The sequence below is a fragment of the Campylobacter sp. BCW_4323 genome (assembly GCF_001763115.1).
GTDB lineage: Bacteria > Campylobacterota > Campylobacteria > Campylobacterales > Campylobacteraceae > Campylobacter_D > Campylobacter_D jejuni.
The window spans coordinates 1-22,957 of record NZ_MJYC01000041.1 but is presented as its reverse complement, the minus strand read 5'-3'; the positions used below and the strand labels follow the sequence as shown (position 1 = coordinate 22,957).

General features: G+C 29.0%; 29 protein-coding genes and 5 tRNA genes. 10 read left to right on the top strand and 24 right to left on the bottom strand.

Annotated elements, in window-relative coordinates; translation table 11 throughout:
• Positions 1–40 precede the first annotated feature (40 nt).
• From AJN60_RS03530 to AJN60_RS03505, 6 genes are read left to right on the top strand one after another with little or no spacing between them, the layout of a single operon-like run.
• The gene (locus AJN60_RS03530) at positions 41–1,444 is read left to right on the top strand and encodes a Fe-S-containing protein (protein ID WP_070261507.1); all 1,404 of its coding nucleotides are present in this window, start codon (positions 41–43) and stop codon (positions 1,442–1,444) included.
• Positions 1,431–2,723 carry an ABC transporter permease gene (locus AJN60_RS03525; protein WP_079861535.1) on the top strand — a complete coding sequence of 431 codons (1,293 nt, stop codon included), beginning with the start codon at positions 1,431–1,433 and terminating at the stop codon, positions 2,721–2,723. Before AJN60_RS03530 ends, AJN60_RS03525 begins: the two co-directional genes overlap by 14 nt.
• On the top strand, positions 2,713–3,831 hold the full coding sequence (locus AJN60_RS03520; protein WP_070274054.1) for an ABC transporter permease: 1,119 nt from the start codon (positions 2,713–2,715) through the stop codon (positions 3,829–3,831). The genes AJN60_RS03525 and AJN60_RS03520 overlap by 11 nt, the downstream gene beginning before the upstream one ends.
• The gene (locus AJN60_RS03515; protein WP_079860926.1) at positions 3,828–4,481 is read left to right on the top strand and encodes an ABC transporter ATP-binding protein; all 654 of its coding nucleotides are present in this window, start codon (positions 3,828–3,830) and stop codon (positions 4,479–4,481) included. Before AJN60_RS03520 ends, AJN60_RS03515 begins: the two co-directional genes overlap by 4 nt.
• Positions 4,478–4,966, top strand: a complete 489-nt coding sequence (locus tag AJN60_RS03510; protein WP_002851267.1) for a TlpA family protein disulfide reductase — start codon at positions 4,478–4,480, stop codon at positions 4,964–4,966. The genes AJN60_RS03515 and AJN60_RS03510 overlap by 4 nt, the downstream gene beginning before the upstream one ends.
• Positions 4,927–5,430 (top strand): TlpA family protein disulfide reductase, encoded by a 504-nt coding sequence (locus AJN60_RS03505; protein WP_070233505.1) that lies wholly within the window; start codon positions 4,927–4,929, stop codon positions 5,428–5,430. The genes AJN60_RS03510 and AJN60_RS03505 overlap by 40 nt, the downstream gene beginning before the upstream one ends.
• A gap of 9 nt (positions 5,431–5,439) precedes the next feature.
• Here AJN60_RS03505 and AJN60_RS03500 read toward each other — a convergent pair whose 3' ends face one another.
• The 5 genes from AJN60_RS03500 to AJN60_RS03475 form a co-directional block, all read right to left on the bottom strand.
• Positions 5,440–5,877 carry a DUF411 domain-containing protein gene (locus AJN60_RS03500; protein WP_061210350.1) on the bottom strand — a complete coding sequence of 146 codons (438 nt, stop codon included), beginning with the start codon at positions 5,875–5,877 and terminating at the stop codon, positions 5,440–5,442.
• Positions 5,878–6,157: 280 nt separating this feature from the next.
• Positions 6,158–6,598 (bottom strand): hypothetical protein, encoded by a 441-nt coding sequence (locus AJN60_RS03490; RefSeq protein WP_070233503.1) that lies wholly within the window; start codon positions 6,596–6,598, stop codon positions 6,158–6,160.
• A 536-nt stretch (positions 6,599–7,134) separates the two neighbouring features.
• The gene (locus AJN60_RS03485; protein ID WP_002894288.1) at positions 7,135–7,422 is read right to left on the bottom strand and encodes a type II toxin-antitoxin system RelE/ParE family toxin; all 288 of its coding nucleotides are present in this window, start codon (positions 7,420–7,422) and stop codon (positions 7,135–7,137) included.
• Positions 7,422–7,652 (bottom strand): hypothetical protein, encoded by a 231-nt coding sequence (locus AJN60_RS03480; RefSeq protein ID WP_070285888.1) that lies wholly within the window; start codon positions 7,650–7,652, stop codon positions 7,422–7,424. The genes AJN60_RS03485 and AJN60_RS03480 overlap by 1 nt, the downstream gene beginning before the upstream one ends.
• A 448-nt stretch (positions 7,653–8,100) precedes the next feature.
• Entirely contained in the window at positions 8,101–8,469 is a 369-nt protein-coding gene (locus tag AJN60_RS03475) for a hypothetical protein (protein ID WP_070243021.1), read from the bottom strand.
• Between the two features lie 137 nt (positions 8,470–8,606).
• On the opposite strand from AJN60_RS03475, the gene AJN60_RS03470 reads away from it, so the two are divergent.
• Positions 8,607–8,813, top strand: a complete 207-nt coding sequence (locus tag AJN60_RS03470) for an acyl carrier protein (RefSeq protein WP_070243022.1) — start codon at positions 8,607–8,609, stop codon at positions 8,811–8,813.
• 859 nt (positions 8,814–9,672) lie between these two features.
• On the opposite strand, the gene AJN60_RS03465 is transcribed toward AJN60_RS03470, so the two are convergent.
• The 19 genes from AJN60_RS03465 to recA form a co-directional block, all read right to left on the bottom strand.
• Positions 9,673–10,863, bottom strand: a complete 1,191-nt coding sequence (locus AJN60_RS03465; protein ID WP_070285887.1) for an AAA family ATPase — start codon at positions 10,861–10,863, stop codon at positions 9,673–9,675.
• Complete coding sequence (locus tag AJN60_RS03460; protein ID WP_070285886.1) at positions 10,860–11,975, bottom strand: hypothetical protein; 1,116 nt, start codon at positions 11,973–11,975, stop codon at positions 10,860–10,862. The genes AJN60_RS03465 and AJN60_RS03460 overlap by 4 nt, the downstream gene beginning before the upstream one ends.
• 1 nt (position 11,976) lies before the next feature.
• Positions 11,977–12,270, bottom strand: coding sequence for a hypothetical protein (locus AJN60_RS03455; protein ID WP_057100553.1), 294 nt, complete (start codon positions 12,268–12,270; stop codon positions 11,977–11,979).
• Positions 12,271–12,280: 10 nt separating this feature from the next.
• Positions 12,281–12,463, bottom strand: coding sequence for a helix-turn-helix domain-containing protein (locus AJN60_RS03450; protein WP_002869698.1), 183 nt, complete (start codon positions 12,461–12,463; stop codon positions 12,281–12,283).
• Between the two features lie 292 nt (positions 12,464–12,755).
• Positions 12,756–13,517, bottom strand: coding sequence for a hypothetical protein (locus AJN60_RS03445; protein ID WP_002839960.1), 762 nt, complete (start codon positions 13,515–13,517; stop codon positions 12,756–12,758).
• A gap of 105 nt (positions 13,518–13,622) precedes the next feature.
• The gene (locus AJN60_RS03440) at positions 13,623–13,805 is read right to left on the bottom strand and encodes a hypothetical protein (protein WP_070285885.1); all 183 of its coding nucleotides are present in this window, start codon (positions 13,803–13,805) and stop codon (positions 13,623–13,625) included.
• 10 nt (positions 13,806–13,815) lie between these two features.
• The gene (locus AJN60_RS03435; protein ID WP_002860113.1) at positions 13,816–14,184 is read right to left on the bottom strand and encodes a hypothetical protein; all 369 of its coding nucleotides are present in this window, start codon (positions 14,182–14,184) and stop codon (positions 13,816–13,818) included.
• Positions 14,181–14,408 (bottom strand): type II toxin-antitoxin system HicA family toxin, encoded by a 228-nt coding sequence (locus tag AJN60_RS03430; RefSeq protein WP_070239933.1) that lies wholly within the window; start codon positions 14,406–14,408, stop codon positions 14,181–14,183. Before AJN60_RS03430 ends, AJN60_RS03435 begins: the two co-directional genes overlap by 4 nt.
• Before the next feature lie 357 nt (positions 14,409–14,765).
• The gene (locus AJN60_RS03425) at positions 14,766–15,905 is read right to left on the bottom strand and encodes a tyrosine-type recombinase/integrase (protein WP_070285884.1); all 1,140 of its coding nucleotides are present in this window, start codon (positions 15,903–15,905) and stop codon (positions 14,766–14,768) included.
• Between the two features lie 296 nt (positions 15,906–16,201).
• Positions 16,202–16,286: transfer RNA gene (locus AJN60_RS03420), tRNA-Leu, on the bottom strand.
• Between the two features lie 5 nt (positions 16,287–16,291).
• Positions 16,292–16,368: transfer RNA gene (locus AJN60_RS03415), tRNA-Arg, on the bottom strand.
• Positions 16,369–16,382: 14 nt separating this feature from the next.
• Positions 16,383–16,459: transfer RNA gene (locus AJN60_RS03410), tRNA-Arg, on the bottom strand.
• Positions 16,460–16,462: 3 nt separating this feature from the next.
• Positions 16,463–16,539, bottom strand: a tRNA-His gene (locus AJN60_RS03405).
• A 24-nt stretch (positions 16,540–16,563) separates the two neighbouring features.
• Positions 16,564–16,641 (bottom strand) — tRNA-Pro (locus tag AJN60_RS03400).
• A gap of 42 nt (positions 16,642–16,683) precedes the next feature.
• Positions 16,684–17,532, bottom strand: coding sequence for a DNA ligase (locus AJN60_RS03395; protein ID WP_044778096.1), 849 nt, complete (start codon positions 17,530–17,532; stop codon positions 16,684–16,686).
• On the bottom strand, positions 17,532–18,194 hold the full coding sequence (cgpA, locus tag AJN60_RS03390; RefSeq protein ID WP_070285883.1) for a glycoprotein CgpA: 663 nt from the start codon (positions 18,192–18,194) through the stop codon (positions 17,532–17,534). The genes AJN60_RS03395 and cgpA overlap by 1 nt, the downstream gene beginning before the upstream one ends.
• Positions 18,184–18,387: a hypothetical protein gene (locus AJN60_RS03385; protein ID WP_002839177.1), complete on the bottom strand. Its 204-nt coding sequence runs from the start codon at positions 18,385–18,387 to the stop codon at positions 18,184–18,186. The genes cgpA and AJN60_RS03385 overlap by 11 nt, the downstream gene beginning before the upstream one ends.
• Before the next feature lie 65 nt (positions 18,388–18,452).
• Entirely contained in the window at positions 18,453–19,697 is a 1,245-nt protein-coding gene (gene eno, locus AJN60_RS03380; protein WP_002856489.1) for a phosphopyruvate hydratase, read from the bottom strand.
• On the bottom strand, positions 19,697–20,728 hold the full coding sequence (gene recA / locus AJN60_RS03375) for a recombinase RecA (protein WP_002862302.1): 1,032 nt from the start codon (positions 20,726–20,728) through the stop codon (positions 19,697–19,699). Before recA ends, eno begins: the two co-directional genes overlap by 1 nt.
• A gap of 106 nt (positions 20,729–20,834) precedes the next feature.
• Here recA and AJN60_RS03370 point away from each other — a divergent pair, with 106 nt between their 5' ends.
• Genes AJN60_RS03370 through AJN60_RS03360 form a run of 3 tightly spaced genes read left to right on the top strand, consistent with a single transcriptional unit; the run spans position 20,835 to position 22,749 of the window.
• The gene (locus AJN60_RS03370; RefSeq protein WP_070285882.1) at positions 20,835–21,695 is read left to right on the top strand and encodes a menaquinone biosynthesis family protein; all 861 of its coding nucleotides are present in this window, start codon (positions 20,835–20,837) and stop codon (positions 21,693–21,695) included.
• An 11-nt stretch (positions 21,696–21,706) separates the two neighbouring features.
• Positions 21,707–21,976, top strand: a complete 270-nt coding sequence (gene fliQ, locus AJN60_RS03365) for a flagellar biosynthesis protein FliQ (RefSeq protein ID WP_002851290.1) — start codon at positions 21,707–21,709, stop codon at positions 21,974–21,976.
• Entirely contained in the window at positions 21,973–22,749 is a 777-nt protein-coding gene (locus tag AJN60_RS03360; RefSeq protein WP_070285881.1) for a UDP-N-acetylmuramate dehydrogenase, read from the top strand. The genes fliQ and AJN60_RS03360 overlap by 4 nt, the downstream gene beginning before the upstream one ends.
• The last annotated feature ends 208 nt before the right edge of the window (positions 22,750–22,957 follow it).

Sequence of the window (22,957 nt, the reverse complement as noted above, 5' to 3'; positions counted from 1 at the left end):
TATTTGAAAAATTAAAATAACAATGTTTAAAGAGTAAATTATGAGTATATATTTTGTGCATTTTCTTATCAGTGTTTTACCGCTAAGTATTTTAATGGCCTTTATCACTCCTGATAAAAAATATATTTTTAAAAGTTTTTTAGTAGTCTTTTTGGGCTTTTTATTTGGATATTTTGCTTTTTTTATCGCAGCACAATTTTTAAAAACTGAAAATTTAATCTTTAATTTTGATTTTGTTTTTATAGGTTTATTGCTAGTAAGCTTTATATTTTATTTTTGGAAAAAAATTGAAATTTTAAATTTTATTTTATTGGGAATTTTAAGTTTTTGCACCGCTTTGCATTATTATTTTTTAAGTCAAGATTTCCCTATTTTTACTAGCTCTTTAATCGATAGCGAAGGTATAAGTTCTTTAGGTTTTATTGCTTTAGCCTTGCTTGTTTGTATTTTGATTTTCTTCTTTTTAAAATGGCAAAAAAATTTTAATCAAAAAACAAGCTTTATGCTGTTTTTACTGCTTATCCTTATAGAAAGCGATAAAGCTCTAGCCAATATCTTGCTTACTTTAATGCGAAATTCCATCATAGAAACTCATACTTTTTTGGTGAGTTTTGTAGGAAAAAGTAATTATTTTGGTGTTTTTGGAATTTATGTTTATTTAATTTTCATCGCTTTTTTAGCATTCTTAAGCTTAAAAATTCGTAAAAAAAATATAAGCAAAAAACAAATTTTAGATATAAATTATCGCAAAAACGAAGCTAAAACAAGTCTTATTAATCGTTATTTTTCCAGTATTTTTATCTCCTGTGTTATAAGTTTTTGCATTATTTTATACTTTTTTATGGTAAGCTCTAAGCCTTTAACCATAGATGAGCCTAAAGAAATTTTACCCGATAAGAATGGCAAATTTATCTTTGATATAGCTCTTTTAAGGGACAACAAACTCCACCGCTTTGCTTATATCAGTGCTGAAGGCAAGGTGATAAGGTTTTTTCTTATCAACAAAAGAGAAGATAGGGATTCTCCTGTAGCTGTTTTTGATGCTTGTATGATTTGTGGAGATATGGGCTATATCAAAAAAGATGGGCAGCTCATTTGTATTTCTTGCAATGTGCGTATTTTCTTGCCAAGTGTAGGCAAAAGCGGGGGTTGCAATCCTATCCCACTCAAATACGAATACAATGGTAAAAAAATCACCATAGATGTTAAAGATGTAATAGCAGGATCTAATTATTTTAGTCAAATCAAAGAAATTGAAGTGCAAGATCCTGTATCAAAAACAAAGGTTATAAATACCCAAGCTCCTTTTTCTTATAGCTATAAAGGGATTACTTATTATTTTTCAAATCAAAACAACTATGAAGAATTTAAAAAAGATCCTACAAAATATGTAGAAGAAAACGAAGCCCAATTTTTAATCCAAAGGAGAAATGATGTTGGCTAAAATGATTTTTAACTCTATATTTAAAAACAAAATTCAAAAATTTTTAGCCTTTCTTACTTGTTTTTTAGCCACACTTTTACTCTCTACTATGCTAAATATTACCCTAAGTATAGGAGATGAAGTGACTAAACAACTTAAAAGTTATGGCTCTAATATCCTTGTTTTACCCAAAGGCTCAAGTCTTAGTATAGAAATAGGTAATGAACTTTATGAACCCTTAAAAAACAAAAACTACCTAGAAGAAAAAAATTTATACATGATTAAAGACATTTATTGGTGTAACAACATCACCGCACTTGCTCCTTTTTTAGAAGGTAAAATCGCAATTGAAAACTCCCAGCAAAAAGCACTTATTTATGGTACTTATTTTCAAAAAGCCATAAAAATTAAAGATGATGATGATTTTATCACAGGTATAAAAAGTCTTTATCCTTATTTAGCAGTGCAAGGAGAATGGGCAAAAGATGATAGCAATGAAATCATGCTAGGTGAAGACTTTGCTAAAAACAATAAATTAAAATTAGGAGATACTATCAAACTCATAGGAGAAAACAATCAAAGCAAAGAAGCAAAAATCGTAGGCATTTTACTTCATGCCAATCCTAAAATGTCAAATAAAATCATCGTTCCTTTAAATTTAGCTCAAGATTTACTCAACAAACAAGGGCTTTACTCAAGTGCAGAAGTAAGAGCTTTTACCATACCTGAATCAGCCCTTTCTGAAAAAGTGCGTCGCATGGGCGAAGAAAAATTAGATCAGTTGGAATATGACAAATGGTATTGCTCAGCCTATGTAGGCTCAATCGCTAGTCAAATTAGCGATGGCTTACCAGGTGCTGATGCAAAAGCTCTAAATGCTATAAGCGATGCTCAAAGCTTGGTGGTTAAAAAGATCCAATCCTTAATGGGCATTACTTGCATTATTTGTCTTATTGTTGCAAGTATTGCGATTTCAAGTCTAATGAGTTCTGAAATTCATCGTAGAAAAAAAGAAATAGGACTTTTAAAAGTACTTGGTGCTAATACTTTTCAAATTTATCTCATCTTTGCTAGTGAAAATTTAATCGTAGCTTTATTTGCTGCTTTATTTGGCTTTATTTTTGGCACAGCACTTTCTCAAATCATCAGCCTTAGCATTTTTGGATATTTTATTGATATAGCCTTTATAGCTTTACCTTTAAGCTTTATTTTTGCAGGACTTATTGCCTTACTAGGTTGCTTGCTTCCTATAAAAAATATCACACAACTTTCAGCTGCAGGAGTGCTTTATGGTAGATAAGTTTTTCCTTAATGAGCTTTTTAAAAGTATTAGCTTTTCTTATCAAAGACTTTTTATTATAGTTTTAAGTGTTTTTATAGGAGCACTTACTTGCTCAGCTTTTTTAAATATTTATTTTGATATTGACACCAAACTTTCTAAAGAATTAAAAGCTTATGGAGCAAATGTAATGATAAGCCCTAAGCACGATGAAAATTTTATCTCCAATGCTGAGTATGAAAAAATAAAAGAAAATTTAAAGGCTAGAGCTTTAACTCCTTTTTTGTATGATTTTTTAAATTTAGGTAGTACAAGCGGAGTGGTTTTAGGAACTGATTTTAGAGCTTTAAAAATCACTAAACCTTTTTTAGAAGTTAAAGAAGGAAGCTTTTCTCTAAATGATTTTGATGAAAATTCAGCCTTTTTAGGGGTTAATTTAGCCAAGCAACTAGGTCTAAAAATAGGTAATGAACTTCAAATTTACAATCCAAACAACGGAAAAAGCATAAAACTTACCATAAAAGGCATACTTTCAAGCAATGATGAATTTGATAGCATTGTTTTAGCTCCTTTAAGCGTGGTGCAAAATTTAAGCGATAGAGCCGGTATTAACTATGCTAATGCTGTAGTTTATGGAAATTTTGATGAAGTTAAAGCCAAAACACAAGCAATCAGCAATGAATTCATCGATTCAAAACCTATATCTTCAGTATCCTTAAGCGAAGGTTTAGTGCTTGGAAAAATCAAAGCTTTAATGTTTTTAATCATACTTGTAGTATTGATCATAGTCACTACTAGCGTTAATACGACCTTAAGTTCTATTATATTTTCTCGCAAAAAAGAAATCGCACTGCGTTTAGCCTTGGGTGCGAAAAAAAGTGAAATTTTTAAACTTTTCGCTAGTGAATGCTTTATAGTAAGTTTTTTTGCTAGTTTAATCGGAGCTTTTTTTGGGATATTTTTAGCTAATGTCTTTGGTTATTTGATTTTTAATTCTAGTATTGATTTTAGATTTATAGCTGTTTTTATAGCCTTAATCATTTCTTTGATTTTTGCCTTTTTGGCTGCATTTTTTCCTATAAAAAGAGCATTAAAAATCAATGTGTGTGAAAATTTGAAAGGTGAATGATGAAAAAAGAACTTATTAAAATAAACAACTTAAATAAAGAATTTGGCAAAGTTAAAGCCTTAAACAATATCAACTTAAGAGTCTATGAAGGAGAATGGCTTGCCATCATGGGTCCATCAGGAAGTGGAAAATCAACGCTTTTAAACATACTATCACTCATGGATACTCCAAGTTCTGGAGAGTATATCTTAGACAATGACAACCTAGAGCAAATGGATGAAGAGCAAAAAATCACCTTGCGTCGTGAAAAAATAGGACTTGTCTTTCAACAATTTCATCTTATCCCCTATCTTAACGCCTTAGAAAATGTTATGCTTTCTCAGTATTATCACTCAAGTGTAGATGAAGAAGACGCTAAAATGGTTCTTGAAAAAGTAGGACTTTCGCATAGACTCACTCATTTACCTAGCCAATTAAGTGGCGGGGAGCAACAAAGAGTTTGCATAGCAAGAGCTTTGATCAACAACCCAGAGCTTTTACTCGCAGATGAACCCACAGGAAATTTAGATGAAGCCAATGAAAAAATCGTTCTTCAAACCTTGCAAAAATTAAAAAATGAAGGCAAAACCATAGTTTTAATCACACACAATCCTGATTTGGCTAAATTCGCAGATCGAACCCTTATCTTACAACATGGGGTGTTAAAATGAAAAAAAGCCTTTTAATCTTAAGCATTTTGTTTTTGCTCAATGCTTGTTCTTTTGAAAATTCAAAAGATACTGGAAAAGTTGGAGAAAAAAGCGCTGAAATTTCAGCTAAAGATACTTTAGGAAAAGCTGTAAAACTTGCTGATGATAATACAAGTTTAAAAGTCTTAGTCTTTTTTCAAAATGGTTGCCCTTCTTGCTTAAAAGAACTCCCTTCTTTAGATGAATTCATACAAAATCATCCCAATAAAATCAGTGTTTATGCTATAAATTCCATCGATAATGCTAATGTGGTTAAAGTTTTAGCCGAACAGTTTGACTTTAAAAATGTAAAAGTTTTAAAAGACGATCTTAAAATCACCAATGATCGTTATGCTGTGTTTGCAACCCCTACTACCATCATCATTAAAGATGGGATGATAAAAGATAGAATTTTAGGAGAAAAACCATGGGAATTTTTCGAATCCAAGCTTATTTCTTTGCTTTAATCATAGCTTTATTTTTTGTAGCTTGTGATAGTGGAGAAAATTTTAAAGCTTTAAATAGTGATAAAACCTATAATTTTGCCTACAATGGTTTTGAAAAAAGCCTAAAAATAAATGATAAAGCACAAAATTTTGCCTTAATATTTTTCACAAAAGATTGTGGAGTTTGTAAAGAACAAATTCCTATTTTACAGAATTTGGCTAAAAATTATGATTTTAATATCTTTGTGGTTTTAGGCGATGCAAACGATGCAAACGATGCAAAAGCTTGGGCTGATGAAAAAGGTTTATCTAATTTAGCAATGTTTTATGAAAAAAGAGCAGCTAAATACCTTTCAAGTGCCATTGGGGAAATATATGGAGTGCCTGTGCTTAGTTTTTTCAAAGAAGGAAAAATGGATGAAAAATTCATAGGCTTAACTCCTTATAGCATACTTGAAAAAGAAATCAAAAAAGTAAAAAGCTAAAAATTTACTTTAAAGCTTTTTATCCCCTATAAAATATCCATAAAGCTCATAGCTTCCATCTTTTTTCATCAAAATTACAGGATATTTTTCACTATAACCTTGTTCCATTCCTGGGCTTCCTTGCGGCATGCCAGGAGCTGAAATTCCTATAACATCTTTAGGTTTGTTTTCAAGCAACCATGCTATAGCACTTTCAGGAACATGCCCTTCAATAGCATAGCCTTCGATCACACCTGTATGGCAACTTTGATACTCATCTTTTATACCCATTTTTTCTTTGATTTTAAGAAAATCATTGGTTTTATGAATACTAACCTCATAACCCTTAGCTTTCATATAATCAGCCCAAAGATCACAACAGCCACAAGTAGGACTTTCATAAACTTGTATTTCCTTAGCCTGCGTAAGAGTGAGTAAAAAAAGAATGGTTAAAATTGTTTTTTTCATAATCGCTATCCTAAATAAAAAATATATAATAATACTTTTATAAAGTTAATACCATCACATTTTTAACACTAAAAATGAATTTACAAAAATTTAATCAAAAAAAGATTTTTAATGAGTGCTGATTTTGTCTTTACAGCAAAGATATAAAAGATAAAACGATTTTAAAAAACTAGAAATTTTTAACTTAAAAAGCTTAAAATTTAGATATATTTTATACTATGTTGTTTATAGTCAAAACCTTTATGGTGTGAAAGCTCTAAAATAATAGAGCTTTCAAGTATTATTTGAAATTATATCCTTTGTCAAAACCAACATCGCAACTAATGCCATTATTCAATTTTACAGGATTAAGATCGCTACTGTCACATTCAACACTCCATTCAGCAGCCCAATTTGTTTTTCTATCTACAGCTAAGAATCTATTATAATAAACAGTCTTTCCTTTTGCTATTTCTTGTTTCATTACTTTTAAAGCCCTTTGAATACCTTCATATTTATGTGGATCATCTTTTTTGATACTCTCGATATCGTAAATCTCTAATTTATCAGTGTTAAAATCAGTTCTCATTTGTCTTTTAATATCTTCTAAAGCTATTTTTGCATAGGCATCATCTTCTCCTGATACTTTAACTAAATTAGAATCATGTATAGTGATAACCCCTGCAAATGCTGACACATTTAAAGCAACTAAAGCTGCTAACGCTAAACCTAATTTTTTCATTTTATCTCCTTGAATTGAATTTTGTATATTTTAATTATTTTTCAAATCTTTTGCAAGATAATTTTTAAATTTATCTAAATTAAATTTGCATTTTATCTAACAATCATAAGAAATTTTAAAATGAAGTAAAAAATTTATGAGAGATCAACTCTTGTTTGAAAATGATAAAAGTAAGTGGTGCGGATGAAAGGACTTGAAATATATAACTAAAAATAAATACCTATTTTATAGTATTTTTATAATAGTTACCTTTATTAAGTTACCTTTTTATTTGTATAGAAATTTAAAAAATATCCTTTGAAAACTTAAATCAAATTTGAAAACTACACTTTTCAAACTTTATTTATTTATATCATCATTAAAACCCTATTTTATGGAGTTATTAAAAATTATATTAAGGTATTTTTAAAGTCATTTAAGTTTATTTAGCTTAAATGGAATGTTTCACGCTTTTTTTGTTTAAGTTTTCTTATTTTTTTAAACTTTTTTAGCTTGAAACTTAAACACATTTTTTCAAAAGCTTAAAAAGTAATTTTTTAAAAGTTTGGTAGGTTTTCTTTATAAATACCCAAGATAATAATTAAATCTTTTTCTTTGTCTATTTTGTAAGGTATTACATAGCCTTTAAATATAAAATCTCTTACATTCTCATCATCAAAGGCTAAAGACTTTCTAAACTTATAAGGCATAAAATCAAGCTTTTTTAAAGCCTTGTATAAATCATTTTTAAAAGTGTTTTTAGCTTTTATACTTTCCTTTCTCACAATAAAGGATAAAATAATATTTAATTCATTTGTAAATAAATCGCTTTCTAGGATTTGCATTACAGCCACTTACTGCCTAATGGTGTTAATTTAGCCTTACCATTTTCATAATCATTTAAAGCTTTATGTAGTTCTTGTTTTGTTTCTTGCCAACTTTTACCGCTCTCGTATTCAACTAAAGTATTTTCATAATTATTACTTTCTAGCTCATAACTGATATTTAACTCTTTTAAAATATCTAAAAGCTTGTTTATTTCTTGCTCTTTTGCTTTTATTGTTATGGTTTGCATAGCTTTTCCTTTACTGGTTCAAAGTTTAGTTATTATAACTTATTTTATTTTATAAGCCTTTAAAAGAAAAGCTATTTAATTTAAAATACTTTGACAAACTATATTAACCCCTAAGTTTAGTTTAGTAGTTCCCTAACACTTAGGTGGGTAGATTAAATCTAATGACCTAACTTTTAATTAGCTCATCTTTTTAAGTGGGATTTTATATAAAAGTCCTAAAAATAATTACCTTTCCCATTTCAGGTTTTCTTAATATCAGCTTAAATATTAAATTAATTTTTGTATATTTCAAAGTTTGTTTTATATGAGGTAGATATTATCTACATCATCTTTTTTATATAATTTATAAGGATTTTATTGCGTGGTTTATTTGTATTTGAATTTAGAATATTAAAAATAGATTTTTACCCTTAAAGGTAGGGTAGCAAGTTTAACTTACTACCTTATTTTATTTCTTTTTACTCTCTTCAAGTAATTCTTTTAACAATCTCTCTTCTTGTTTCTTGTGCAGTTCTTTAAGCTCTTTAGGGGTAAATTCTTTACCTAACTCATCTTTTATAATTTCATGATAAACACTTGCGTACATATCTATATTGTGATGACAATTATCTTGGTCGATAACAATTTCTTTTATTTTATCAAGCATTACCATAAGCATATCTTTTACATACTCTATACTTGTATCATTGTCAAACATGTTGCAGGTTTTAACATTGTTTTCGTCTTCCAAATCACTTAAAAATAAATCTAAAAGATATTTAAAAGCGTTTATTTTGCCATCTAGGCAACTCATTCTACAATAATCTACCTTTTCCATTTTTTTCTCCTTTTGTATTGATTTAATAATTAAAAATCATAATTATATATTGTTTTAATCTATAAGTCAAGTATTAAAGTATTATTTTAATGCTATATGCTATAATATAGCTATTAAATTAATATAAAGGCTTAATTATGACTAATAACGATTTTGAAAGCATTCTAAAAAAATGCAACTTATCAAAAAAAGAATTTGCTACTCTTTGCGACTTGCCCTATCCTACTTTGATGAATTGGGTTAAAGCCGATAAAACGCCTAACTGGGTTAAATCTTGGCTTGAAAACTATACCAAAGCACAAAAATACAATAAGATTAAAGACTTAATAAAAGATGATTTGTAAGTTTTGATGGGGTATGCTCAAATTTGAAGACACTATCCAAAATTGGATACACCCCTCCCTTTTTTTTAAACCACTTTTTCTAAAAAATATTAAATTAAAATATAAAAATAAATTGATAAATATTTTCATAATTAAACCACGATGATATAAAAATTATTGCGTGAAACATTTTAAAGGCTTATTTTTAATATAAAGCAATTACAAGCAATTACAAATCACCCTTTATAATTGATTAAAATGCCTATATAATAGGGATTTGCTCCATTTTTAAGGAAAATAGCCTTTATAATTGATACAAATACCTAATTTACCATACTTTCAAACCTTAAATCCTATCAATTATAAATCTTTTCTCTTTATGCCTATGTTTTTTAAGATTTTTACTAAAAAAATCATCGATTATAAGGCAAAAAGCAAAGTTATTTATAATTGATGCTTATAAATGCTTCAAATACCTATAAAATAGTTATTTCAATCAATTATAAATGCTATTTTTGCTAAAATGCTTATAAAGCCTTATTTTATCTATATTTGCTTCAATTATAAAGGCTATTTTACAATTACTTATAATTGATATATAATTTCTTTTATATAAAAAATGTTTCACGCAATATAAAAAGAGTAAAAAATATAAAATGATAAAATAACAAATGATATTATTTATCAAAATAATAAGAATAAAAAGTATAAAAATAAACCAATATTAAAATAAGCGATTTTAAGCGTTTTTATTTTTTATCTAGGGTTTTTCTATTGATAAAAATACTTTTTTGATTTTAGGAGTGTTTTTGTTAAGCTATAGCTATAAGATAATAATTAAGTTTTAAGCTATATGAGTTTAAATCATATAGCTTTTTACTTATTCGCTAAATAAAGTTTGCTCAGCATTTATTTCCATGCCGTTAATGATGGTTTTATTCTCTTTTAAAGGCACATAATATTTTAAAGCTTTTCCACCCGTTGCCCTTGATTTTTCTATTATATTAAAATATAACCCTTTTCCACTTTCTAGCTTTTTAATGGCGTAAGTATTGGTTTTGGGTTTCCCTAAAAGCTCTAATAACTCCCCTTGCAAAATCTCGCCTTTTTGTTCTATGATTTCTTTAGCTTTTGTAAGAAAGTTTGTATCGTTTTCATTTATTGCTCTTTCTATTTTTAAATCAAGCGTATTTAAGTCTATATCTACCTTTAAATTATAAGGTAAAAAATTTCTTGCCTTTTTTGTATTTAATTCTATATTTAAAATTTCTCCATCGTTATTGCTTGTTTGTATTTTAAAAAGGTTATCAGTAGCATTTAAGAAATTAACCCCACCCATAAACTCACTTTCAGCACTCTTTCCCTTGTGATGGATAAATAAAAAAGTAGCTTCGCCTTTATGGCTTATTTTTTTAATTATTTTCATAAATTCAGCCACTTTTTTATTATCATTCATATCGCCATTAAAAAAGTTAAAAAGGCTATCAAATACGATAAAAACATTAACCAAACCACCGCTTTGCATTAAAGGTTTTAGATATTTTTCAACAATAAAGTTAAAATCAACTTCTATCTCATCAGTTCCACACTCTAAAGCATTGCTTGTTTGTATATAATTAAAAGCGGGATAATCTAAAAAATAATATCCCCCTATTTGCATACTTTTTTTAATCCTGCTTTTAATGGTTATTTTGCTATTATCACCATCAAAATAAATAATTTTTCTAATCTTGTTAAATTCTAATAAATGCTTGCAAATAGCAAAACTTAAAAAAGTTTTACCCTTATTAGCTTCACTTGTTAAAAAACTAATACTCCCTTTATCCAAAAAATCATCGATTAAAGATGTAAATTCTATTTTTTCTAAATCAACGCTTCTTATAGCCCATTGTGTTAAATCTACAAAAGAATTATTTTTTATATTTGCATTTTGTGATATAATTTTACTAGGGTTATAATTTGTTTCATTTATTTGACTTTTAATATTTTCAAATTCTTTAAAGTCAAGTTTATCTATATCTTGACTTTTTATTTTTTTTAAATCATTAATTTCTTTACTATAATCTTTCATTTTATTACCTTTAAAAATAAATTCATTTTTTTATTAAAATAGTCCTTAAAGTATTTTTCCGCATAAGAAAAAAAACTATTTAAGCCTTTTTTATCTCTTTGGTAGTCTTGTCTTAACTCTTTCATTAAATAAGCTAAAAAATCTATAAAATCAGCGTTTTTTACCTCATCATAATTAAAAACACAATAACCTTTTTTTAAAGGATTTATTTGTATTAATTCTTTTAAAAGCTCTAAATTAGCTTTAAAACTGCTCTCATCGTTTTCAACTATAAAAACTATTCTTTTATTATCGATGAGGTTTAAAAGCTCATTTATTTGCTCGTGTGAGTGTATATTTTTCATCATGCTATCACTTTGAAAACAAACAGCGTTTAATCCTAGCAATTCACTTACTATAATTTCTTTTATGCCACTAAAGATAAAACAATAATCTTTTAATAAGCCTTTTTCTTTGGCTTTTATAAGTTTTATAAATTTATTGCTACTACCTTTAACTTTAAACCATTTAACTAATTCATTTTTAAAAATCTTTTCTCTAATAGCTACGCTTTTAATTTCGTTTTTATCTTTCAAGATAAAAGTCAAACTTTTATCATCTTTTGAAAAAGCGAAATAGTCTTTTAAAATACTTTCAAACTCATCATCTTTTAAAAAATTTAATTTACATAAGTGCATAAAAAGTCTAAAATCATTAAAAAAAGCTTTTTCTAAAGCCTTACATTCTATAAAATCGCTATTAGCTAAATTAAAATTAGCCTGTAAAGAATAAGCTATATTTTTTAAATAGCTATTATCTTTTAAAGGCTCTTTTTGTGGTTTAAAGCTACCCACCTTTTGCGTGGCTAGCCTGTTAAAATCACTAAATATAATCAAAGCTTCTTTTAACCCTACATTTTCTTTAAAGGCTATAAAATCGATTATATCTCCGCTAAAACTCCCGTTAAAATCAGTAATCAAGCAAGTGTTAGTTTTTATTTTAAGGCTTTTATTGTGCTTTTCATTTCCTTGTTTATCAAACTCTAAACCATAGCGTAAATATAAAAAATCAACTATAGAATAATAATTTTTTATATACGCCTTTATTTCATCATTAAAAAGGCTTATACTCATTTTAAGCCTTTAATTTGTGTTTTAAAGCTTCATAAGTTGCCTTACAAGCATTTAAAAGAATAATCCTTTTTTGCTCTTTCTTTATAAAAACCTTATTTTCTAAAAAGCTTTTTTTATGAACTTCTAAAACTGATAAAAGCTCTTTAATTTCTTTTTCAAAGCTTGTATTTTTTAGCAGTGGTCTAAGTTTATCTTTCAATAGGCTAAACATTGAAAAATCAAAATATTTAAATCTTACATTAAAAATAAATAATAACTCATCTTTTAAGTATTCTAAAGCTTGTCTATCATTCATAACTTACCCTTTAATTGATAGTATGGTTTTTAAACCACTCATCAAGCTTAACTTTTTCATAAAAGATTTTTTTACCTATTTTAATATAAGGTATTTTCTTTTGCATTCTGTATTTATTTTGAGTATCTTTGCTTAAGCTGTAAAGTGTAATTACTTCTTGTATAGTTAAAAAGTCTTTGTTTGTGTCTTGCATTTTGTATCCTTTCTAAATTTTATTAATGCAATTAATAAAGCCATTAAAAAGGAATTAGTAAGTTTAAATTTATTACAATTTCTTTTAAGGGCTTAAACTATGGCTCTTATAATGAAATTGTGCGTTTTAATCAAGTCGCCAAACAAAGAATTAAAACGCACTAGCTGAAAAAGTTTAAAGCTTTTCAAGTTTCATTAGATTAAAAAATATTATTTGAAATATTTATGGAGTATTTTAGCAGTTTTGTAAAAAAAGGGCAAGTTCAAAATTAAAAAAAATTTTTTGCCCTTTTTTAGCTGAAGTCTTTAAAAGCTTTTATGATTGTATTTAACAATTCTTTTCTTTTAATCTTTTTGCTATTTAGCTTATATTTCTCTTGCATTTCAAGCATAAAATCATTAAAAGTTTTTGTCTTATTAAATTTTTTTTCTATGCAATAAAGAATGCTTTTATTATAGATTATATCGCACATTAAAATCAAAATAGGATATACACTCATATCTGTTATTTCTATATACGCTTTTTTGTAAAACTCTTTAAGTCCTATTTGAAAACTTATTTTTTCCTTTGTATCATTGTCTATATAATAAAAAATGTTTTCTAGGGTTTTAAAAGCACATTCGATATTGGTTTTTTTTATATTTAGTTCTTTTTCATAATTTTTAATTAATGTTTCTAGTATTGATAAATCTTTTTCTAATTTATTTTTATGTTGTGAATTTATATCTTTTAAATTTCTTGCATAAAATAATAAACTATTTATTTTTATTAGTAAGTCTTCTTTTATCTCAACTTTCACTTCTGGTTTTAATTTATTAAAAATATCTAAATCGTTCCAAAATCTGCTATTTTTTTCCGTAAATTCATCAATTATAAGTTTATTTTCTAAATAAAAATTACTTTTGCTATTTTTTAAGCCATTACATATAAAAATCTTTAAATAATCTTTATTGTCTTTAGCCTTTTTCAGTTCTTCATTAAATTCAGCAGTAGGATTAAAATCGGAAATATTAACCATAATAGTTCTAGTATGTAAAATGTTTTTATCTATCATTTGATAAACCTAACTCGCTATGTTTTCCTATTCTTAACGCCGTTTGTATTGCTTTATCTAATTTACTAAATTGCCTTAATGCCTTATCGCTATAATAAAAAAACATTACAAACCTAATTCTTTATATAAATTACTTGCTAAAGTCGCTTTTTTACCACTTTCTAAATATTCTTTATAAGCCTTTAATTCATAATCATTTAAAACACTTGCCTTGCTCTTTGCTATTTTTGCCATTACCTTAACGGCTTTGATAAGTTTCTCGCTTACATTTTTTAAAATCAAGTTCATTTTTAACCCCTTAAAGTGTTTTAATATATGCCTTAGCCGATACCGCTAAAAATGCACTCCTTGATAAGCCCATTTTTTTAGAATAAAAGTCTATTTCATCTACAAGACTATTTTTTAAGGTAATAGCTAGATTTTTACTTTTGTCTTTTTGTATGGGTTCTGGGATAAACTCATTTTTAGCCAAAGCTTCTTCTAAATAACAAGCAAAGGCATTTTTTAAATCTTCTATTGCTTCGTTTGGTGTTTTACCATCTCCTGCCATTAAGACAAGTTTATTAAGTTCTTTATCATCAAATTGTGCGAAATAATCGCCATCATCAAGTTTTACTAAATTAATCTTATAAGGCAAATTCAAATAATAATTTATATCTTTTTTCATTTTTCACCCTTTAAAAGTTTTAATATTTGCTTTACATAAACTTCTTTTATAGGTTTATGCAAAGGCACAATAATGCTTTTATTATCTTTTTTAAATTTATGATGACTTCCTCTAATACTAACTAGTTTATAACCATACCAACTTAAAAGCTTTTCTATGTTAGCAAAACTTGCATTTTTGGGGTTATTTTCTAATTCTTTGATTAACTTTTCTTTGTTACTCATATATGTATTATATATATAATTGTCTTAAAATATTTTAAATGTATTCAAAGTCTTACAAGGTATTTTATATTTTATTAAGTATTTGTATTTTATAATTCTTTTACATTCAAAGGGGGGCTCAACCCCTATTAAGATAATCTAACAAATCTTCATTTATTAAGCAAATCAAATCATTTAAAAAGTTTTCTATCTTACCAGGCATTAAACCTATATTAGTCCCTTTTTCTTTTGTGCTTATGCGTGGATATAATTTATTATCATTTTCTCTAATTTTTAAAAGATTTTCAAAATGACAAGCTCTATTCCTTATAATGCTCTAATCTTTGTTTTGAAAAGATAAATTCTAAATCTAACATTTTAATCTTTTTCTTGTAGCTTTTTTAAAGCTTCATTAGCTCTTTGACTTGCTTTAAGTGTATCATTAGTCGCATAAATATTTATGGTGCTTAAATCCCTATGCCCTAAAGCTCCGCTAATAACTGCGGGATTAACTCCATTTTGCATTAAAAAACTAGCCTTTATGTGCCTTGAAAAATGGGGCGTCCATTCTTTTACACCGCTAAGTTCTCTTATTTTGGCTTCTTGCCTTGCCAAATTTGATATTTTTTTACCGCTAATGCTAGAAACAAAAACTAAACCTTTGTCTTGTTTAACCTCATCTTTTAAAGCCTTTAGTGCATTATAGCATTCATCATCTAAGGCGTGTTCTTGTGCTTCGCCATTTTTTGTCTTTGGTAAAAATATGGTTTTTCTTTCTAAATCTACATTTTGCCAAAGCAAACTTAAAACCTCATCCCTACGCCTACCACTATGTATAAGTAAGAATAAAGCCTTATAGAGTAAATTATCTTTGTATAGCTCTAAAATAGCGTTTAAAATAGCTTCATATTTGCCTTTAGGATTAGTAACAAGCTTTTTATTTTGCACTTTATCAAGCTTTAAACCCATCGTAACATTTTCATTAATCCATTTATTTTTTACTGCATATTTAATCATAGGGCTTAACACTTCTTTAATGGCTCTATTATATGTTTTTGGCTCTAGTCCTTTGTTTTTCATTCCATTATAAAATTCTTGCACCTTGTAAAGCGTAAGCTCATCTAAGTGTATATTTCCTAATGGCTCTAAGATATGATTATTAAAAATGCTTATTAGATTTCTAATGTGTCCTTTGTGTTGCTCGTTTAAGTCTTTTATGTTGTAGTTGGTTTTTATAAATATCTCAAAAAGATTTTTTAACAAAATGCTAGAGTTTAGGGCATATCCAACGCTAAAAAGCTTTTTAAACTCGTTTTCATATTCTTTAGCTCTTGCAAGTGCTATTCTTATATATTCGTTTTCATTCCACGCAGGGCGTAAAGGAATAGTAAAAGCGTGTTGCTTTTCTTTACCCCCATTTTGCATTCTAAATAAAAAGGCGTTAATTTTGTCTTTGTGTCTTTTTAAATGTGTTCCTTTTCCTATGGGTATATTATAATCCTTTCTATCAATCGCCATTTTTAACCTTATTATTTTTGCTATATTATAGCGTATTTCAAAGCCTTATAAACTTAATAAAATTATCTTAGGTTACCTTTGCTTTAAGGTTAAGGCTTATTTTTACCTTTTTTACCGCTAAACTTAAATGGATTAAAAGGACTATTTTATAGCTATCCTTTCATCCGGTTACTATTAAAAGTTACCTGCTAAAAGGTTGCCTTTTTGAAATAATTCGAAATGATACAATGGGACTTCAAAGGCTTCAGTGTAATTTAAGCAAAATTTCTCAAAGTATGGTAAAATGGGGTTTAGAGTGGTGCGGATGAAAGGACTTGAACCTTCACGCATTGCTGCACCAGATCCTAAGTCTGGCGTGTCTGCCAATTTCACCACATCCGCTAAAGTGGTACGCCCAAGAGGATTCGAACCTCTGACCTACGGCTTAGAAGGCCGTTGCTCTATCCAGCTGAGCTATGAACGCATATAAAATCTTGGTGGTGCGCCCGATAGGAATCGAACCCATAACCTACAGATCCGAAGTCTGTCGCTCTATCCAGTTGAGCTACGAGCGCTAGTGGGGTGAGTGATGGGAATTGAACCCACGACCCTCAGGACCACAATCTGATGCTCTAACCGACTGAGCTACACTCACCATTTTGTATAAATTTATAAAAAATGGTCGGGGTGAAAGGATTCGAACCTTCGGCCCCTTGGTCCCAAACCAAGTGCGCTAACCAGACTGCGCTACACCCCGAATAAATAAAAGGAAATATTTTATCACAAAATAATTTTAAAGTCAAGGATTTTCATCTCTTATTCTTAAAAACACCGGAAAGCGAGGTAAGGAATTTTTGGTTAATCCATTAAATTTATAAGTCACAATACTACCAATTTTTGGAGGATTTTTTCTATCTTCATCTTTTAAACCACTGCCTATTTTAATGATTTGTCCATTAGGCATTTTACAAAGTAAGGCACCTACTTGATTTTCAAATTTACCCTTGCCCTTGCGAAATCCTACTAACTCACACTCTGCATCATCATAGGGTTTTAATTTCATAGCATTTTTACTTCTGCCTTTTTCATAAGGACTTAAATTTTTGCGTATGACAATACCTTCACCTTGATTTTTTATAATGCTTTCGTAAAATTGATTTAAATTATTTTGATTTTCAACTGGAATTTGAGGAATAATTTTTATATAGGCACTAGGATATTTTTGCAAATACTCTTCTAAAACAGCCAAACGATTTTTAAGAGTGCAAGTAGAAATTTGAAATTCTTCACAAGCATTTGGTACATCAAAAATATTATAAGTTACTTCCTTCCATAAGGTCAAATTGCTATCTCCACTACGAATTAAAGCTGAAATTTCATCAAATTTATTTCTTGCTATCCAAAGCTCACCATCAACAGCAAAAGGAGGGAAATTTTTTGTAAAAAAGTCAGGAGTTTTTATTTGGTAATTTTGGCGAGTTTTTAGATATTTTCCATCCCAAATTCCACGCACTCCATCAAGTTTTTCGCTCATCAAGTAAGCATTAAAATCTTTAGAGTTAAAATCTTGCTTATCGAATTTGCTAAGAAGTAAAATTTCATTAGCAAAAACTAAACAAGCACAACATATTAAAAAAATAAATCTCATTAAAGCAGATTAATCATATATCCAGTTGCATCTTTTTGAATATTATAATTATAAGTTCCATCAAGATATATTACAAGTCGATAATATCCTTTGTGAGATCCAAAGTCTATGCGTTTAAAAATAGAATTGCTAAGGCGTATATTTTTTGTAGGGCTAATCAAATCAGATCTAAAATCTATAACGATTTTGCTTGGATTTCCTACTGAAAAATCTGTGATCATTTCATCACTAGTGTTAAGTTTTATTTTGTTTTTATAAACCGCGTAAGAAATAAAATCATAAATCTTTGCAACCTGTAAAGGTATTTCAACATTGGCTGTTGAGTTTGATTCTTGTTTAGAGCTATTTTTTTCAGGTATAGTAACTGAAACATCAAGTACTTTTGAAGGATCAGGGCTTTTAAATCTTGATATAGTATAAGTATCGTGCCAATCAATACTTTTATTAACATCTAAATCAATCTTATCTTCACTTCCGTCTAAATTGATATAATTAAAAGTGATGCTTTTTAAAATTCTTGCACTAGAATTAAATTTAACTTCCTCTTTTTGAAATTCAGGTGGAGCAACCAAGGTTATATTTTGATCTGCCTTGAAAGGATTTTCATCAGAATATAAAAGAGAGGTAAAAATAAAAAATATTGCTAAAATTCTAGTTTTCATTTGGGTATAATCCTTTTAATTCAAAATAATCTTTTTGTGCTTTAGCGTTTTGTTCTTTAAGTAAAATAATCTTTTTATTAAGCTCTTCTTTGGTATTTTCTAAGCTTAATAAAGTGTCTAAAGAATACTGCCCAAAAAACATATTGCCAAAATAAATCGCTCCAATTACAACAAGAAAAGCCCAAAAAATCATTTTTATAACATGGGTATAAAAACTTTTTTTTCTTGTGCTTTCGTCGTATTCTTTAAGTAAATCGCTCAGAGCTTTTCTCCTAAGTATTCATCGCTTTCAAGTTCAATTTCAAGTAAGCGATTATATTTTGCGGTTCTTTCACCTCTTGCTAGGGCTCCTGTTTTGATTTGTCCTGTATTTAAAGCTACAGCAAAATCTGCTATAAAAGCATCTTCACTTTCGCCACTTCTATGACTCATCACACATTTATAGTTATTTCTTTGCGCTAAACGCACAGTTCTCATAGTTTGGGTAATAGTTCCGATTTGATTTGGTTTGATAAGTACAGCATTTGCCATTTTTTTGATGATACCTTCTCTTAAAATATCTTCATTAGTTACAAACAAATCATCGCCTACAAGCTGAATTTTATTGCCTAATTTTTCAGTCAGCTTGATCCAGCCTTCAAAGTCATTTTCAGCTAAACCATCTTCGATACTGCAAATTGGATATTTTGCACAAAGTTCTACATAGCGTTCGATCAAATCCTCGCTTGAAAAAGCCTTGCCTTCCATGTGGTATTTACCATCTTTGAAAAATTCTGTACTTGCTACATCAAGAGCAATTTTTACACGATTTTCATAACCTGCTTTTTTGATACAAGTCATTAAAAGATCAATAGGTTCTGTGTTATTAGCTAAATTTGGAGCAAAACCGCCTTCATCACCTAAAGCTGTAGAATGTCCAGAATTTGCGAGTTCTTTTTTTAATATCGCATAAATTTCACAAACTGAACGCAAAGCTTCTTTAAAACTAGTAAAACCAAAAGGCATGATCATAAATTCTTGAAAATCTACATTGTTGTTTGCATGAGCACCGCCATTTATGATATTACACATTGGTACAGGTAAAATGCTCGCATTTGCACCACCTAAGTAGCGATACAAAGGCATTCCCAAAGCAGCCGCAGCCGCACGAGCTGTTGCCATAGATACGCCTAAAGTCGCATTTGCACCTAAATTTGAGTAATTATTTGTTCCATCAAGCTCACGCAAAGTATCATCAAGTTGAGTTTGATTAAAAGCATCTAGCCCTAAAATTTCATCTGCAATGGTTTCATTGACATTTGCAACAGCTTTTAAAACGCCTTTTCCGCCAAATCTTTCATCATTATCACGCAATTCTAAGGCCTCTTTTGAACCTGTACTTGCACCACTTGGAACTATGGCCGCACCTACACTTCCATCGCTTAGCGTAACTTCAGCTTTTACGGTTGGATTTCCTCTGCTATCAAGAACTTCATAGGCTCTAACATCTTCAATTACTAACATTATTCTTCTCCTTCGTCATCTTCGCTACCGCTGAACATACCTTCTATTCCCATAGAATTTTGAATCGCTTTTGTGATTTCATCTGCAATTTCAGGGTTTTCTTTTAAGAAAGCTTTTGAGTTTTCTCTACCTTGTCCAAGTTTTTTATCTTTATAAGAGAACCACGCACCACTTTTATCTACGATATCAAGTTTTACACCGTAATCAATCAACTCACCTTCACGGCTTAAACCCTCTCCAAACATCACATCAAATTCGGCTTGTCTGAATGGAGGAGCAACTTTATTTTTAACTACTTTTACTTTAACGCGGTTTCCTATAGGTTCTTCGTTTTGTTTTAAGGTTGCTACTTTTCTAACATCTAAACGCACAGAAGCATAAAATTTTAACGCATTTCCACCTGTTGTGGTTTCAGGAGTACCATAACCCATAGCACCGATTTTCATACGAATTTGGTTGATGAAAATTACCGTGGTATTCATTTTATGAACTATACCTGTAAGTTTTCTTAGAGCTTGAGACATAAGTCTTGCTTGAAGTCCTACATGTTGATCTCCCATATCGCCTTCAATTTCTGCTTTTGGGGTAAGTGCTGCAACGCTATCTACTACGATAAGATCTACTGCACCACTTCTTGCTATAGTTTCTACAATTTCTAAAGCTTGCTCTCCAAAATCAGGTTGAGAAACATATAAATCATCTGTATTTACACCTAAATTTTTAGCATATTTTACATCAAGCGCATGTTCTGCATCGATAAAAGCACAAACTCCACCTGCTTTTTGGCATTCTGCGATAATGTGTAAAGTTAGAGTGGTTTTACCTGAACTTTCAGGCCCATAAATTTCTATGATTCTTCCTTTTGGAACACCGCCTATACCTAAAGCAAGATCAAGCCCAACTGAACCTGTGCCTATGCTATCGATTTGCTCGACTTCTTTATCCCCTAGTCTTAAGATAGTGCCTTTTCCAAAGGTTTTATCTAAACTTTTTAGGGCAGCATCTAGGGATTTTCTTTTATTATCATCCATAACTTTCCTTAAAAATTCTAAATTTTTAGTTAGAATTCTAACAAAATAAAATTAAATAATGGTTTATTTTGCTAGAATTAAAGCAAAGATTTACAAGGAAGCATAGATGAAAAAAATTACTATTGCACATTCTCCTGATGCTGATGATATTTTTATGTATATGGCTATTAAATTTGGGTGGATGGGGAATGATTTTGCTTATGAAAATACAGCTTTAGATATACAAACTTTAAATGAATTTGCCTTGAAAAATGAATTTGATGCTACAGCTATTTCTTTTGGGCTTTATCCTTTAATCGCTTCTGAGTACGCGCTTTTACGCACAGCAGTGAGTTTTGGCGAAGGTTATGGGCCAAAACTCATCAAGAAAAAAGATACGCATTTAAAAAGAAATTTTAAAGTCGCTTTGAGTGGAGCAAATACCACCAATGCTTTGATTTTTCGTATGAAATATCCTGAAGCTAGAATTATTTATAAGAATTTTTTAGACATTGAAAATGCAGTTTTAAGTGGTGAAGCAGATGCAGGAGTTTTGATCCATGAAAGCATTTTAGAATTTGATCAAAGTCTTTGCGTGGAAGCAGAACTTTGGGATATATGGCTTGAATTTGCTAAAGAAAATTTACCTTTGCCTTTAGGTGGAATGGCTTTGCGTCGCTCTTTGCCTTTAAGCGATGCGATTAAGATCGAAAAGGATTTAACCAATGCTGTAAAAATCGCCGATGCAAATCGTAAAATTTTAGCCCCTATGCTTATGGAAAGAAAACTTATCCGTGTTGATGAAGAAAAACTGGATACTTATCTTAATCTATATGCCAATAAAAACTCCATTAGCATGAATCAAACTCAACTTTTAGCTGTAGATACGCTTTTTAAACTAGGATATGATTATAAATTTTATGATAAAATCATACATGTAAATGATTATCTTATCCCTAGCGAATACGAAGAAGCTAGAAATTCTTAAAAAGGATAAAAATGGATGAAAGTACCTTAGTTGCTCTTGGAGTGCAAACCTTTAAAATCACACTTTTACTTTCCTTGCCTATGCTTTTAGCAGGGCTTATTGCAGGGCTTGTAATCAGTATTTTTCAAGCAACTACACAGATTAACGAAATGACACTTTCTTTTGTTCCTAAAATCATCCTGGTTGTAGTTATTTTAATCTTTTTAATGCCTTGGATGACTACAACTATGATTGACTTTACCGAAAACATACTAAATCAAATTCCAACTTTTATCAAATGATCATTGATTTTAAAAAATACTCTTCTGTGCGTATAGGAAATGAATTTGAAGTTTTAGTTTTGGATCAAATTTGTGATTTTGATGGTTTTTTAATAGGCGGCGCAAATAACCTTTTAGTCAGCCCAAAACCTAAAAATATAGGAGTTTTAGGAGATAGTTTTGATTTTATACAAATTTTAGATCAAAATAAAGATTTCACCCATCTTCGCATAGGCTGCAAAACAAAATCAAGCAAAATATATCGCTTTGCCAAAGAAAATAATCTTAAGGGTTTTGAGTATTTAAGCAAAATTCCTGGTACACTTGGCGGGCTTTTGAAAATGAATGCAGGACTTAAAGGAGAGTGTATTAGTCAAAATTTAATCAAAATTGCTACTTCTCAAGGCGAAATTTTAAGAGAAAATATAAATTTTGATTATCGTTTTTGTCCTTTAAATATGCCTTTTTTTTGGGCTGAATTTAAACTAAATTTTGGCTTTGATACCCTTAAAGATAAAACTTTAAAAAATGCAAGGAGCAACCAACCTAGTGGGGCAAGCTTTGGCTCTATCTTTAAAAATCCAAAAAACGACTTTGCAGGACGTTTAATCGAAGCTGTAGGATTGAAAGGATTTAGCAAAGGAGATGCTATGTTAAGCGATAAACACGCAAATTTTTTAATCAATAAAAAAAATGCAAGTTTTGAAGATGCGTTTTTTCTTATCAAATTAGCCAGAAAAAAAGTCTTTGAAGAATTTGGCATAAACTTAGAAAATGAAGTGCTTATTATCTAACATACAAAACAATAAAAATTCTGTCTAAAAATTTTACTCTCATTAAATCAATTTTTTATATAAAATAAAAATTAAATTGAAATTTTATAATTATATAATAATCAGTATTTAATTATACTTTAAGTTTAAATATTTTATTATTCCACTATTTTATTTTTATATTTTATATTATTATTAAAAAATAAATAATATGAAATTAATTTCAAAA